This window comes from Methylomonas sp. ZR1 (genome assembly GCF_013141865.1).
GTDB lineage: Bacteria > Pseudomonadota > Gammaproteobacteria > Methylococcales > Methylomonadaceae > Methylomonas.
Genome location: NZ_RCST01000001.1, coordinates 823,575 through 836,866, shown reverse-complemented (window position 1 = coordinate 836,866; position 13,292 = coordinate 823,575). Strand labels below are relative to the sequence as shown.

The 13,292-nt window shown below is 50.3% G+C and carries 14 protein-coding genes; 12 read left to right on the top strand and 2 right to left on the bottom strand.

Annotation, left to right across the window (positions count from 1 at the left end; all coding sequences use genetic code 11):
* Positions 1-2: 2 nt before the first annotated feature.
* The 12 genes from ftsH (at position 3) to DDY07_RS03685 (ending at position 10,419) form a co-directional block, all read left to right on the top strand.
* A complete protein-coding gene (gene ftsH, locus DDY07_RS03740; protein ID WP_033156701.1) occupies positions 3-1,907 on the top strand; it encodes an ATP-dependent zinc metalloprotease FtsH in 1,905 nt (634 codons plus the stop codon).
* A 68-nt stretch (positions 1,908-1,975) separates the two neighbouring features.
* Positions 1,976-2,395: a hypothetical protein gene (locus DDY07_RS03735; RefSeq protein ID WP_240617960.1), complete on the top strand. Its 420-nt coding sequence runs from the start codon at positions 1,976-1,978 to the stop codon at positions 2,393-2,395.
* Between the two features lie 165 nt (positions 2,396-2,560).
* Positions 2,561-3,046, top strand: a complete 486-nt coding sequence (locus DDY07_RS03730; protein ID WP_171694857.1) for an SRPBCC family protein — start codon at positions 2,561-2,563, stop codon at positions 3,044-3,046.
* Positions 3,047-3,088: 42 nt separating this feature from the next.
* Positions 3,089-3,544, top strand: a complete 456-nt coding sequence (locus DDY07_RS03725) for a PAS domain-containing protein (protein WP_101051876.1) — start codon at positions 3,089-3,091, stop codon at positions 3,542-3,544.
* Positions 3,545-3,583: 39 nt separating this feature from the next.
* Positions 3,584-4,414, top strand: coding sequence for a sterol desaturase family protein (locus DDY07_RS03720; protein ID WP_171694856.1), 831 nt, complete (start codon positions 3,584-3,586; stop codon positions 4,412-4,414).
* 35 nt (positions 4,415-4,449) lie between these two features.
* Positions 4,450-5,406: a protein-methionine-sulfoxide reductase catalytic subunit MsrP gene (gene msrP, locus DDY07_RS03715; protein ID WP_171694855.1), complete on the top strand. Its 957-nt coding sequence runs from the start codon at positions 4,450-4,452 to the stop codon at positions 5,404-5,406.
* Between the two features lie 5 nt (positions 5,407-5,411).
* Complete coding sequence (locus DDY07_RS03710) at positions 5,412-6,047, top strand: sulfite oxidase heme-binding subunit YedZ (RefSeq protein WP_253734397.1); 636 nt, start codon at positions 5,412-5,414, stop codon at positions 6,045-6,047.
* 59 nt (positions 6,048-6,106) lie between these two features.
* On the top strand, positions 6,107-7,018 hold the full coding sequence (locus tag DDY07_RS03705; RefSeq protein WP_171694853.1) for a TIGR01777 family oxidoreductase: 912 nt from the start codon (positions 6,107-6,109) through the stop codon (positions 7,016-7,018).
* Positions 7,019-7,038: 20 nt separating this feature from the next.
* Positions 7,039-7,548, top strand: coding sequence for a hypothetical protein (locus tag DDY07_RS03700; RefSeq protein ID WP_171694852.1), 510 nt, complete (start codon positions 7,039-7,041; stop codon positions 7,546-7,548).
* A gap of 4 nt (positions 7,549-7,552) precedes the next feature.
* Positions 7,553-8,944, top strand: a complete 1,392-nt coding sequence (locus tag DDY07_RS03695) for a deoxyribodipyrimidine photo-lyase (protein ID WP_171694851.1) — start codon at positions 7,553-7,555, stop codon at positions 8,942-8,944.
* A gap of 3 nt (positions 8,945-8,947) precedes the next feature.
* Positions 8,948-9,466 (top strand): lipocalin family protein, encoded by a 519-nt coding sequence (locus tag DDY07_RS03690; RefSeq protein WP_171694850.1) that lies wholly within the window; start codon positions 8,948-8,950, stop codon positions 9,464-9,466.
* An 11-nt stretch (positions 9,467-9,477) separates the two neighbouring features.
* Complete coding sequence (locus DDY07_RS03685; protein WP_171694849.1) at positions 9,478-10,419, top strand: DUF523 and DUF1722 domain-containing protein; 942 nt, start codon at positions 9,478-9,480, stop codon at positions 10,417-10,419.
* Positions 10,420-10,422: 3 nt separating this feature from the next.
* Here the strand turns inward: DDY07_RS03685 and DDY07_RS03680 are convergent, their stop codons facing one another.
* The gene (locus DDY07_RS03680; protein ID WP_033156713.1) at positions 10,423-10,623 is read right to left on the bottom strand and encodes a hypothetical protein; all 201 of its coding nucleotides are present in this window, start codon (positions 10,621-10,623) and stop codon (positions 10,423-10,425) included.
* A gap of 160 nt (positions 10,624-10,783) precedes the next feature.
* Positions 10,784-13,282, bottom strand: coding sequence for a GGDEF domain-containing response regulator (locus DDY07_RS03675; protein WP_171694848.1), 2,499 nt, complete (start codon positions 13,280-13,282; stop codon positions 10,784-10,786).
* Between the last annotated feature and the right edge of the window lie 10 nt (positions 13,283-13,292).

Genomic DNA, 13,292 nt, shown 5'->3' with positions numbered 1-13,292 from the left:
TCATGAAAAAAATGTTTATTTTTCTCTCCATCCTGATCGTAGCAGGGTTGGTGGTGTCGGCGGTGATGAACCGCAACATGCCGCAATACGATCCGCATTATGAAATTTCGTACTCCGACTTTATCGAAGACGTGCGTAACAAAGTGGTTACGGAAGTGGTGATAGACGGCAACTACGTTGACGGCCAACGCCAGAACGGTACGCGCTTTGCGACCTACAACCCCAACGACTCCAGAATGATTGACGAATTGCTGGAGTATGGCGTGAAAATCAAAGTCGAGAAGCCACAACAACCCTCCACTTTGATGAACATCCTCATTTCTTGGGCGCCTACCCTGCTGCTGATCATGGTGCTGGTGTATTTCATGCGTAAGCAGGCAGCGATGGGCGGCCGCGACGGCCAGATGGGTTTCGGTAAAAGCCGAGCCAAGTTGATGGCTGAAGACCAGATCAAGGTACGCTTCACCGACGTGGCCGGCGTGGAAGAAGCCAAGGAAGACGTCGTGGAAATGGTCGACTTCCTCAAAGATCCGGGCAAATACGAAGCATTAGGCGGCAAAATTCCGCGCGGCGTGCTGATGGTGGGCCCTCCGGGTACCGGTAAAACCTTGTTAGCCAGAGCGATTGCCGGCGAAGCAGGCGTGCCGTTCTTCTCCATCTCGGGTTCCGATTTCGTGGAAATGTTCGTCGGGGTCGGTGCTTCCAGGGTCAGAGACATGTTCGAACAAGCCAAAAAACGTGCACCTTGCATTATCTTCATTGACGAGATTGATGCAGTAGGCCGGCAACGTGGCGGCAGCGGTATCGGCGGCGGTAATGATGAACGCGAGCAAACGCTCAACCAGCTGCTGGTGGAAATGGACGGTTTCAGCGGCAACGAAGGCATTATCGTCATCGCCGCTACCAACCGCGCTGACGTACTTGACAAGGCTTTGTTGAGACCGGGCCGTTTCGACAGGCAAGTTCAAGTCGGTTTACCGGACATCAAAGGCCGAGAGCAAATTTTAAGAGTGCACGGTGCCAAAGTGCCTTTGGCGGAAGACGTCAACATCAACGATTTGGCCCGCGGCACGCCCGGCTTTTCCGGCGCGGAATTGGCTAACTTGATCAACGAAGGCGCTTTGTTCGCTGCGCGTAACAAAAAGCGTGTCGTGACCATGAACGATTTGGACAAAGCCCGCGACAAAATGATCATGGGTGTGGAAAAACGCACCATGGTCATGACCAAGGAAGACTTGTTGATGACCGCTTATCACGAAGCCGGCCATGCCATCGTCGGTCGCAATGTGCCTGAACATGATCCTGTCTACAAAGTCAGCATCATGCCGCGCGGCGGAGCTTTGGGTATCACGATGTTCCTGCCAGAGCGCGACCAATACAGTGCCTCCAAGGATAAGCTGGAAAGCCAGATCGCCAGTTTGTTCGGTGGCCGGGTAGCGGAAGCCTTGATTTACGGTAAAAACAAGGTCACCACCGGCGCTTCCAACGACATCATGCGGGCTACGCAATTAGCTAGAAACATGGTCACCAAGTGGGGATTATCAGACCGTTTAGGGCCGATGGATTACGGCGACAGCGAAGGCGGCTATATGGGCCCGCAGTCCAAACCAATGTCCGAAAAGATGGCCCAAACTATTGATGAAGAAGTTCGGGCGGTGATCGATGCTAACTACAACCGCGCCGAAGCTATTCTGAAAGAAAACATCGAAGTGTTGCACAACATGGCGCAAGCCTTAATGGATTGGGAAACCATCGATAAGTATCAGATTGACGAACTGTTACAAGGTAAAAAACTTGCGCCACCGGAACCCGAAGTAGAAGAACCCAAATCGTTTGAAGAGATTGAAGACTCAATAAACGAAGAAACCGGTGGTCACCTGGATCAAGGACAAATATTGGCGTCCTAAAAGTCCTCCTCTATGTACCCTCCAAACGCTGTACTCCTGGAGGGTATCTTTTTTTCAGAGGTAGCAATATGCATACTCAATCGATAACCACAAAAACCATGAATTTCCTGCAATTGTTGTTGCAGATTAATTTTAATGTAGCGGTGATTTTATTATTGATCAGCGGTGCAGCCACCATATTCGGCAATACCCTGTTTTTTGAAGATAGCAGCGACTTGTACGGTCCATTGGCAAACAATATGCGGTTAATGATGTTTTATTTGTGCTTAATCCAAATCGCAGCGTACAGTTTTTATAAATTAAGCAACAGCCCGGAAGCATTGGCGGCGTTAGGGGTTTTTCTGCTGCTATTAATTGGCTCCCTGGAGTTTTACTGCTCGATTAATCAAATTGAAATCGACGAAAACTACCGGCAATTATTTATTTATTCGGGCTTATCGCACCTGCTTTATGGCGGCTGCGCGGCCATGCGCCACCAGCAAAACTAGAGATTGGTAATTTTCCGGTAGAAAGCGGGCTAGAATTAGACATAAAAAGCCGAAGCGCCTGACGGCGATTTAATTGCACAGATTTAAATACCGTTTTATTGGCTTTACGTGTCCAGAAAAATAATAACAACGCTGAGCAGAAAGCTCCGCGAGGGGGAACATCAAATGCACATCAAATTTCCGTTTGACTCACACAAGCCCATTGCCGGCGAGGCCTGCATCGATATAGACAAACCTGTTGACGATGTTTTTCATTATGTTGGTGAAAATTTTTTTGAAAACTATCCGAAATGGGCTGTGGAAGTAGTCGATTTTGAACCGCTCGACGGCAAGGAAGTATTCATCGGCGCCAAGGCCAAGCAAATTCGTAACGACAACAACGGCGAAATAGAATCTGTTTTTGAAATTACCGAATATCAACCCAAATCCAAGCTGATCTTTCAAGGATTAACCCAACCTTACAAACACAGCTATCTGCTCGAAGCCATTCAAGAAGATCGCCGACCTACCCGCTTGACGTTTCGTTTTGAATTCTTGGAGTTGGAGGTATTTATGCGGCCTTTTGAAAAATTAATTCGTTGCGCGATCGAAGACGGTGCGGAAAACACCGTCGAAAACATCAGGAATTTAATATTAGTAGAATGCAACTAGCATTTACAAACTCATAATTATTATAAAACCCGGAGTTTAACCATGGCTTTTATTGTTGAAAAAGATAGCGGACTGATTCCGCAAGTACTTTCCGCTATTTTGGACGAATGCGTCAACGGCGTCACGCTAGCCGACCCTGACATTGAAGACGCGCCGATTATCTATGCCAATAAGGCATTTGAACGTTTAACCGGATATAGCCATGACGAGATCATCGGCCACAACTGCCGGTTTTTGCAAGGTGAAGACAGAGAGCAAGATGCGCGTTTTAAAATTGTGGAAGCCATGAAAAACCACGAAACAGTGGAAGTCACCTTAAGAAACTATAAAAAAGACGGCACTTTATTCCACAATCATTTGAAAATAACCCCGCTATTGGATAAGAAAAATAGAGTCATTTATTATCTGGGCGTGCAATACGACATTACCCAACAAATAAATGCCAATAACGAAATCAAGGAATTGACAAATTTATTAAACGCTATTCAAGGAAATTAAAAAAACCGTTCGATAAATATCTCATTATTGGGGACTTCCATGAACACCACTGCAAATAGCCAAGGCGACAGTAGCCTGTTTTTTAACGAAGCCTTATTCGGATTAGCGATACTGGCTTTCGTGCTGTTGCTGGTCATAGAAAAAACCAAACCTTATCGGCCATTCCCGGCCAAAACCTATAAAGAGTCGTTTGTCACCAATACTACGGCTTTCTTGGTCAACAATTTAATCTTAACCGCGCTCCGAGCCTCATCCTTATTTCTGGTAGCGCAACAATTCGCCAGTTACGGATTATTAAGCGGCCTGAGTAACGGTCCGCTTAAATGGATTCTGGCGTTTGCTTTTTTTGATCTGGCCATTTACCTGTGGCATTACGCCAGCCATCGGTCCGAATACTTATGGCGCTTTCATAAAATCCACCATAGCGACAAATGCTTTAACGTTTCCACCGGTTTTAGATTTCATGTTTTCGATTTATTTCTGGAAATAATTTACAAATGTATATTCGTGGTAGTAATCGGCGTGGATGCTTACCTAGTGCTTTCCATCGAAATTATCGAGTTATTTTTCATCTTTTTTCATCACGGCAACATCCGCGTCCCCAACGAAGCTACGATTTCTCAAATCATTATCACCCCTTCCCTGCACCGCACTCACCATTCCACTTTGCGCTCGGAACATGACAGCAATTACGGCATAGTGCTGGCGATTTGGGACCGGATGTTTGGAACCCGCAAGGAATTGGTACCCGCCAATATAGGATTGGATTTGATTGAAGCCGAGAATTTTATTCAATTGTTTTCTCTGGCATTTATTACCGAACGTAAAATCCGCCAATTGATGGGCTGGATTCCGAAAGGCAAAAAATAGTGGGACTTCTTCTATAAGTTACCGGTAATCAAGCCATGATTATAAAAACAATAAAAAATATTCCCGGCAGTGAAATTACCGATCCCCTGGTTTTTCAGCAACGCCGCACCCTCATCAAAGCGATGGCGGCGATGATGCTGACCGGCACCAGCATCCGTACCGGCGGGGCCGACGACTCAAAACCACTTTGGAGCGCCGTATCCAAAAGCCCGCTCTCAGCGCCTGAGTTAGTGGTGACGCCGGCTGCGGCCGCAAAAAATTACAACAACTACTACGAATTGGCCTTCAACAAAGAAGACCCCGCCAGCCTGGCCCAAAGCCTGCGCATAGATCCCTGGTCCGTGGAGATCGGCGGTGAAGTGGAAAAACCCGGCATCTACCAGTTGGAAGATATTCTGAGCCGGCACACCTTACAGGAATACATCTATCGTTTCCGGTGCGTCGAAGCCTGGTCCATGGTAGTACCCTGGGTGGGCTTTGCGCTGGGCGATTTACTGAAAGCCGCCAAGCCTTTATCAAACGCCAAGTTCGTAAAGCTCACCTCGGTTCAACAACCGGACACCATGCCCAAGCAACGCGGCAAGGCCATGCTGGATTGGCCCTATGTCGAAGGTTTGCGTATCGACGAAGCCATGCATCCCTTGACCATACTGGCGGTAGGTATGTACGGCGACATTTTACCCAAGCAAAACGGCGCGCCGCTGCGTTTGGTGGTGCCCTGGAAATACGGCTTTAAAAGCATCAAGGCCGTCGTCAAAATAGAACTGCTGAGAAGACCGCCCATTAGCAGTTGGAACAAGTTTGCCCCCAACGAATACGGCTTTTACGCCAACGTCAATCCGGACGTACCGCATCCGCGTTGGAGCCAAAATAGCGAGCGACTATTGAGCAGCGGCTTTTTTACCCCGCGTCGGCAAACCGAATTATTCAATGGTTACGGCGAACAGGTCGCTCACCTGTATCGTGATATGGATTTGAGGCATTTTTTCTAATGATTATGCCAATTAATAATTTGCGGCCTTTAACCATCGCGGTTTCCATTATCCCGCTGCTTTGGATAGTGTTCGATATTGCCTTCGATAATCTGGGCCCAAATCAAATGCAGGCCTTACATATTCGTTTAGGCGATTGGGCCTTGCGATTTCTATGGATAACCTTAGCCATTACTCCCGTGCAAACTGTCACAAAATGGCGCGGCATGACTGAGTATCGGCAACTATTCGGTTTATTCGCTTTTTTTTACGCCAGTCTGCACGTCCTGGTTTATTTAGCGGTAGACCAGGTTTTTGCCTGGCGAATGATCGGTATCGATATTCTCGAAAGCTCGTATATCTGGTTTGGATTAATTGCCTATATCATTGTTTTTTCATTGGGGATTACCTCTTCCAAAGCATCCAAAAAACTCTTGGGCAAGAGCTGGAAAAAACTGCATCGATTTATTTATATCGCCGCCGGTGCGGCAATGATTCATTATTTCTGGCAGCTTAAAGGTAACCTGGCCGAGCCTTTATTCTATTTGCTCCTGATATTTATGCTGCTGGGTTTTCGCGCAGTAATCTGGATTAAAAACAAACAATTAAACCAAATGATGATTCCAAAAGGCCGCACTTCCATCGATACCGAAGCCGATTAAGCCAGCAATCCCATAGTCGGCGATGCAGTTGGTTGTCAGTAGTTTCCGGAGCAGAACTTATGAATACAAATTCGATTTTAATCAGCGGCGGCACCGGCTTTCTGGGCAGTGCACTGGCCAAACAGCTTATACAAAAAGGCTATGCAGTGACGGTCCTGAGTCGTAGCCTCGAAAAAGTCGCCGCTACTTTCGGCAACAGCGTGCAAGCGGTCAGTTCCGTAGCCGATTTACCGGATGCCGCCACGTTTAAAGCGGTAGTCAATTTGGCGGGCGCCGGTATTTTCGACCAACGCTGGACGGAGGCGCGCAAGCAGTTGCTGCGCGATAGCCGGATTAAACTGACCGAGCAGTTGGTGGCCTGGATAGCCTCCTCGGCGCAGCCCGCGCCTGTGCTGGTAAGCGGTTCGGCTATCGGCATCTACGGCGATCAAGGCGATAAGTTTCTGACTGAAAATAGCGCGAGCATTGCCGATTTTTCCCAGCAGTTGTGCGCGGATTGGGAATCGGCAGCCTTAGCGGCGGAAAAATTCGGCAGTCGGGTCTGCCTAATACGCACCGGCTTGGTGCTGGGTGATAATGGTGGCATACTGAAACGCATGCTGTTGCCGTTTCGCTTGGGATTAGGCGGCCGCATGGGAAATGGCAAACAATGGATGTCCTGGATACATCTGCACGACTGGTTGGCTATCGTCGAATCGATGCTAGATCAACCGGCAATGCGCGGCCCATACAATGCCACAGCCCCAGAACCGGTCAGCAACCAACAATTCAGCGTCAGCTTGGCCAGCGTACTTCAGCGGCCACTGCTCCTGCCGCTGCCGGAAGCGCCCCTTAAATTATTGCTGGGCGAAATGGCGGCGCTAGTCTTGGGCAGCCAGCGCGTTCTGCCGGAGCGGTTACTGGCCCAGGGCTTTGCATTTAAATATTCACAGCTGGATACCGCATTGCGCGATATTTTGCATAAACCCTAGATATAAAAACGGGCATTCTTATGTTGATCGACAGTCTTTCCCTGCTATTTGCCTTTACCTCGTTCGTCACCTGGTACGAAGCGCTGTTGGTCGCGCTGGCATTGGGCACGCTGGTATTTTATCTGACGCCCTCACCCGCCCAGGAATGGGAAGAACGCACGCCGGCCACGCTGTATTTTTACCTGCAATGGAGCTGGCTGGGTTATCTGCGCTTAAAAGATGCGTTTTACCCGTTTTTTATCCTGTACAACGCCGTATTGTTTTTCATCGACTACCGAATTAACGAAGGCAACTTCACCGTCGCCAGCTGGGTGACCATCCATATTATTATGGCGATGCCGCTGATTTACTGGACCGGCGCCGTGTGGCGTTGCTCCGACAAAGGCGCCAGCAGAGTTTGGGCCGCCTTGGCGCGACTGATGACGGTAGCGGCATATTTCGATTTGCTGCTGCGCTGGGTGATTTATCAGTATTACCCCAATATTCTGTTTAATTGCCAACAAATGATTATTCATTGGGGCGACTGTTGAGCCGATGGCAAAAAAAACCTACAAAACCTCGCTGTTCATTTTCCGCCGCGATTTACGCCTGGAAGATAACACCGCTCTGAACGCCGCACTAAACCAGTCCGGGCAAGTCATTGCCTGCTTTATCTTCGATCCCCGGCAAATCCAAACCCATCCTTACCAAAGCACGCCGGGCTTGCAATTCATGCTGGAGTCGCTGAGCGATTTGCAGCAACAACTGCAACAGCAAGGCGCCCTGCTGTACATTTTCAACGCTCAGCCGGCGCATCTGCTCCAGCCTTTGCAGCAGGACTTAGGCATCGAAGCGGTATTTGTCAATCGCGACTACAGCCCGTTCAGCCGGCAACGGGACAACGAGCTGCGCGAACAATGCGAAACACTGCATCTGGCTTTTCACAGCCAAGCCGATCTGCTACTGACCGAACCCGAGCAAGGTTTAAGAAGCAACGGCAAGCCTTATCAGGTATTCACCGCATTTCACCGGCAAGCCCGGCTCCAGCCGGTATCGGCTCCGCAAGGCTTGGCAGCGGGTAAACTATCGGCAAAAGCCTATGCCGGACACAAACCGGAAGTAATACAGCAGCTGCAGCAGCCGCACCACAATGCATTGCCCGGTGGCAGGCAAGCGGCGTTGGCGCGATTAGCCATCATCGGCAACTGCAAAAACTACCTTGCCGTTCGCGATTTTCCGGCCATGGCCGCCACCAGCCAGCTCTCAGCCTATTTAAAATTCGGCTGTTGCTCGGTACGCGAGGCTTTTTACAGCATCCAAGCCGAACTTGATCCCGAACATCCCTTGCTCCGGCAGTTGTATTGGCGGGATTTTTTCACCCATATCGGCTTTTATTTTCCGCATGTATTCGGTCACGCCTTTGACAGGCGTTACGACGGTTTGCTGTGGCGCAACGGCCAAGAAGATTTTTGGGCCTGGGCCAACGGCCAAACCGGCTTTCCGATTGTGGACGCGGCCATGCGCGAATTGAACCAAACCGGCTGGATGCATAACCGCTTGCGGATGATCGTTGCATCGTTTTTGGTCAAGGATTTACACGTATCCTGGCGCTGGGGCGAACGCTATTTCGCGCAACGCTTGCTGGATTACGACCCTTGCGTCAACAACGGCAACTGGCAATGGGCAGCGTCCACAGGCTGCGATGCGCAACCGTATTTCCGGATCTTCAATCCCTGGCTACAGCAGAAAAAGTTCGATCCACAATGTGTGTATATCAAGACCTGGATTCCGGAGTTGCAACGCTTCCCGGCAGAAGTCATCCACAAATGGGAAAAGCATCCGCAAGCCGGCGACTACCCTCGACCAAAAGTTGACCACGGCTTACAAAGCCAGCTAATCAAAGCCCAATTCAAAGCCCTGGGCAATACCACGGCGCCAGCGGAGTAAACCATGCGTTATCTACCCATACTGTTATTCAGCTTGCTATGCGCCTGCACCGGCATCCCGGAAGGCGTGAAAGTGATAGACGGCTTCGAATTGAACCGCTATCTGGGCACCTGGTACGAAATCGCCCGCCTCGATCACAGCTTCGAGCGCGGCCTGACCGACATCAGCGCCGAATACAGCCTGCGCGATGACGACGGCGTCAAAGTGTTAAACAGCGGCTACGACGCCGAGCGAGGCCAACGAAAAATCGCCGAAGGCAAAGCTTACTTTATTGACAAACCAGAGATCGGCCGCCTGAAAGTCTCTTTCTTCGGACCGTTTTACGGGGCGTATAACATCATTGCATTGGATAAAACCGCTTACCGCTATGTGATGATCGCCGGCCCGGATCGCGATTATTTATGGATACTGGCCCGCAGCCCGGAGCTGGAACCGAGCATCCAAAAAGATTTAATAGAACAAGCCAAAACCCTGGGTTTTGCCACTGACAAACTGATTTTTGACCAACACCCCAAGCAATAACAGGATTAAGTATGCAGAAAATTTCGGTGGGCATCAGCGCCTGTTTGTTAGGCCAAGAAGTGCGCTACGACGGCGCGCACAAATATCACAGCTACATCGAACGCACGCTGGGCCAATACTTCGAATTTAGAGCATTCTGTCCGGAAGTCGAAGCCGGTTTGGGCATCCCCCGCCCCTGCGTACAGTTGCGGGAAACCGCGGACGGCATTCGTTGCGTCGGCGTGAAGGACCATAGTTTCGACGTGACGGACCGCTTGGAACAGGCCTCCGCCCGGCAACATGATTGGCTGGGCGGCTTGTGCGGCTACATTCTGAAAAAAGATTCGCCCAGCTGTGGCATGACCCGCGTCAAAATTTATAAAAACGACATCCCCGCGCGGCAAGGCACCGGCATTTTTGCCGACTATTTACAGCGCACTTTCCCTAGCCTGCCGGTGGAAGAAGAAGGCCGGCTGGGTGATCCGGGCCTGCGGGAAAACTTTATCCAGCGCGTATTTGTGATGCGCCGCTGGCGGGACTTATGCGAGCAGGGTTTAACAGCGCATGGTTTGATTACCTTTCACAGCCGGCATAAATTGATCGCGATGAGCCACGAGCAAAACCAGGCCCGCGAGCTGGGAAGAATTATTGCCGGCGTCACTAACGCAGATATTGAAAACACCGCCGCTGCCTATATCGGAGCCTTGATGACTTGTCTGAAAATCGTCGCCACCCGCGGCAACCATGTTAATGTCTTGCAACACATCCAGGGCTATTTAAAGCACAAGCTGGACAGCGACGACAAACAGGAACTGGTGGAAACCATCGAAAACTATCGGATTGGTTTATTGCCGTTGATTGTGCCGCTCACCCTGCTCCGCCATCATTTCCGCAGAGAGCCGGATGACTTTATCGACAACTCCTATTACATGCTGCCGCATCCGGCGGAATTGTCGTTGCTGAACAGTATTTAGCGGCTACTTGAGTTGCTGCCGTTCGCGCTGATAGGCGTCGTAACTTTGCCGCCGTTCGCAATCGTTGGCCATGGCTTTTTGGCACTGCAATTGCCCGGCGTTCTGCAGCACATGATAACCAAGCCGCTGCGGCCAATCCGCACTGCAAGCGCTGCACAAGCCCAACACCCAGGGCACACAGCTTATGGCTTTGATTCTTCGCATAATCCCGCCTCCACGTCCTCTGTATAAAAGACCCCTAGTTTAATCCTTGCCGCAAAAACGGTGGTGCCTGTCAGCAAGATATTGGAACTGCTGCCTCACCCAAGAGAGCTGTATCCCTAAATCATCTTTACAAGTTGCTGGTTTTTGTTAAATTTTAATTTCAAGGTTGATCGTTTGAGGTATTCGGAAGGTAGGTCTTAAAACCGGAATTAATAAAATTCTGTTGAAATTGTTCCGCACTCACGGGTCTGCTAAACATGTAGCCCTGCAGCGAATCGCATTTTTGCTCAGTTAGAAAGGATAATTGACCCTTGGTTTCCACCCCTTCGACCACGACAGACAAGTTAAGCTCATGGGCCAGAGCAGTGATGGCCCGGACAAGGGTTTTACTGCCGTCGTCGCCAGGAAGATCAATCACAAAGGATCGATCTATTTTGACGCTTTGTATCGGAAATCGGCGCAGGTAGGTCAAGCTGGAATAACCTGTACCAAAATCGTCGATGCTGAGCCGCACCCCAAGCCCTTGAAACTGATGCAATACCTGCAGCGTGTTCTCGGGATCCTGCATAATTGCCGATTCGGTGATTTCAAGTTCCAGGGCGCTGGGATTAAGGCCGGTTTCGGCCAAGGTTCGTTTTACTGTTTGAAACAGGTTGGTATCGAGGAATTGGCGCGCCGATACGTTCACGGCTACACCGCCGAATGGCCCATCATTTTCAATCCAGGTTTTGGCTTGTAAACAGGCCTCACGCAACACCCAGGCACCAATAGGCACGATCAGTCCGGTTTCTTCCGCCACGGTAATGAATCGGTCCGGATACACCAAGCCCCATTCCGGATGCTGCCAACGCACCAGCGCTTCCGCGCTGACCACCACGCCGCTGCCGGTACAGACCTGAGGCTGATAATGCAGCCGTAATTCATCATGGGCTAAGGCATGCCTCAGGCCCCGTTCCACCTTCATGCGTTCGATCGATTTTTCAGTCATTTCCAGGGTATAAAACTGAAAGTTGTTTTTACCACGGTCTTTGGCCAAATACATGGCCGTGTCGGCGTTCATTAACAGCGAATGACTGTCCTTGCCGTCGTCGGGATGAATACTGATACCAATGCTGGCGGTTACTACAAGATCATTGCCTTCCAAGGTAAACGGCTGGGTGAGGATGTCCAGGGTCTTTTGAGCAATTCTGGCTACATCGTCGATTTGGTTGATGTCACTCAACAACACGATAAACTCGTCACCGCCCAACCGAGCCAGAATATCGTTCGAGCGCACCGAGGCTCTCAGGCGGTCGCTGACGGCTTGCAGCAATAAATCGCCCAAGCGATGGCCCAGCGTATCGTTGATCAACTTGAAGCGATCCAAATCCAGATACATCACGGCCAATTTACGGTTATGTCTTTGACCGGTCGATAATGCTTGAGTAAGGCGGTTATGAAACTGGTCGCGATTCAGTAGCCCGGTCAAGGGGTCGTGATTGGCCAGATAGATCAATTGCTGTTCGGCGTATTTACGGTTGGAAATATTCTGAATTTGCACAATGAAATACTGCGGCTCGCCGCCGGCAGTGCGAACCAGCGAGGCGCTGATCATAGTCCAAATGGTCTTGCCGACCATTTTATGAAGGCACTCCACCTCGATCTGAAACGTCGGCAGTACGTCGGTTACCAATTGCCGCAAGTAAAGGTTTATTACTTTATCATGATGGTCTGCATGCGTGAGTATTTGCAGATTGGAGCCCAGCAACTCATCCCGCGTGTAACCAAAAATTTCACAGAGGGCATTATTGACTTGCAGGAAACTGCCGTCCAGGGCTATCAGCGCCATGCCGATAGCGGCCAATTCGAATGAGCTATGGAAACGTTCTTCGCTTTCCCGCAGTAAATGTTCCATTTGCCGACGGGCGGTGATGTCCCGAAATACCATCACAGCACCCAACAAGGTTCCATCGTCATCGAGTATCGGGGCGGCGCCGTCGTCCACCGGAATTTCCACTCCTGACTGACTAACGAACAAAGTGGGGCAGTCAATGCCGGTCACGGTCCGATTCTGTAATGTACTGAGGACCGGGTTTTCAATGACACTGCGGCTCGACTCAGCTATCAGCGTCATGAGTTCGCTGACCCGTTTACCTTTGGCCTGTTCCAGACTGTGTTCCGTTATCGTTTCGGCCACCGGATTCATAAACCGGATGACCCCTTCAGCGTCGGTGGCAATGACGGCGTCACTGATACAGTGCAGGGTTTTGCCAAACCACTGTTCGCTCTCCTTCAGCTTGCGTTCCAGCTGATACTTATACAACGCGACTTCGATGGAAGCATGCAGTTCATCCGGCCGGAACGGCTTGATCAAATAGCCGTATGCGCCTGTGGCTTTCGCGCGCAACAAGGTGGCCGGGTCGCTATAAGCTGTCAGAAAAATCACGGGAATATGCAGAGACTCCGTGATGGCATGCGCCGCGCTAATGCCGTCCATCTCGCCTTTCAACACAATATCCATCATGACTAAATCGGGCTTATGCTCATTGGCCAGCGTAATGGCTTGGCCTCCCGAAAAAGCAGTCGCAACCACCTCATAGCCGAAACCTTCCAGCTGCCTACGAATATCCATGGCAATAATGCCTTCATCCTCGACGATCATAATTCTACTGGCTAACATGCGGAGCCCC

What these genes read in the sequence shown, in the direction of transcription:
- DDY07_RS03680 (WP_033156713.1), bottom strand. Translation starts at nt 10,623, where the DNA reads ATGCGAAGAATCAAAGCCATAAGCTGTGTGCCCTGGGTGTTGGGCTTG.
- DDY07_RS03705 (WP_171694853.1), top strand. Translation starts at nt 6,107, where the DNA reads ATGAATACAAATTCGATTTTAATCAGCGGCGGCACCGGCTTTCTGGGC.
- DDY07_RS03675 (WP_171694848.1), bottom strand. Translation starts at nt 13,282, where the DNA reads ATGTTAGCCAGTAGAATTATGATCGTCGAGGATGAAGGCATTATTGCC.
- ftsH (WP_033156701.1), top strand. Translation starts at nt 3, where the DNA reads ATGAAAAAAATGTTTATTTTTCTCTCCATCCTGATCGTAGCAGGGTTG.
- DDY07_RS03725 (WP_101051876.1), top strand. Translation starts at nt 3,089, where the DNA reads ATGGCTTTTATTGTTGAAAAAGATAGCGGACTGATTCCGCAAGTACTT.
- msrP (WP_171694855.1), top strand. Translation starts at nt 4,450, where the DNA reads ATGATTATAAAAACAATAAAAAATATTCCCGGCAGTGAAATTACCGAT.
- DDY07_RS03690 (WP_171694850.1), top strand. Translation starts at nt 8,948, where the DNA reads ATGCGTTATCTACCCATACTGTTATTCAGCTTGCTATGCGCCTGCACC.
- DDY07_RS03710 (WP_253734397.1), top strand. Translation starts at nt 5,412, where the DNA reads ATGCCAATTAATAATTTGCGGCCTTTAACCATCGCGGTTTCCATTATC.
- DDY07_RS03720 (WP_171694856.1), top strand. Translation starts at nt 3,584, where the DNA reads ATGAACACCACTGCAAATAGCCAAGGCGACAGTAGCCTGTTTTTTAAC.
- DDY07_RS03700 (WP_171694852.1), top strand. Translation starts at nt 7,039, where the DNA reads ATGTTGATCGACAGTCTTTCCCTGCTATTTGCCTTTACCTCGTTCGTC.
- DDY07_RS03730 (WP_171694857.1), top strand. Translation starts at nt 2,561, where the DNA reads ATGCACATCAAATTTCCGTTTGACTCACACAAGCCCATTGCCGGCGAG.
- DDY07_RS03685 (WP_171694849.1), top strand. Translation starts at nt 9,478, where the DNA reads ATGCAGAAAATTTCGGTGGGCATCAGCGCCTGTTTGTTAGGCCAAGAA.
- DDY07_RS03695 (WP_171694851.1), top strand. Translation starts at nt 7,553, where the DNA reads ATGGCAAAAAAAACCTACAAAACCTCGCTGTTCATTTTCCGCCGCGAT.
- DDY07_RS03735 (WP_240617960.1), top strand. Translation starts at nt 1,976, where the DNA reads ATGCATACTCAATCGATAACCACAAAAACCATGAATTTCCTGCAATTG.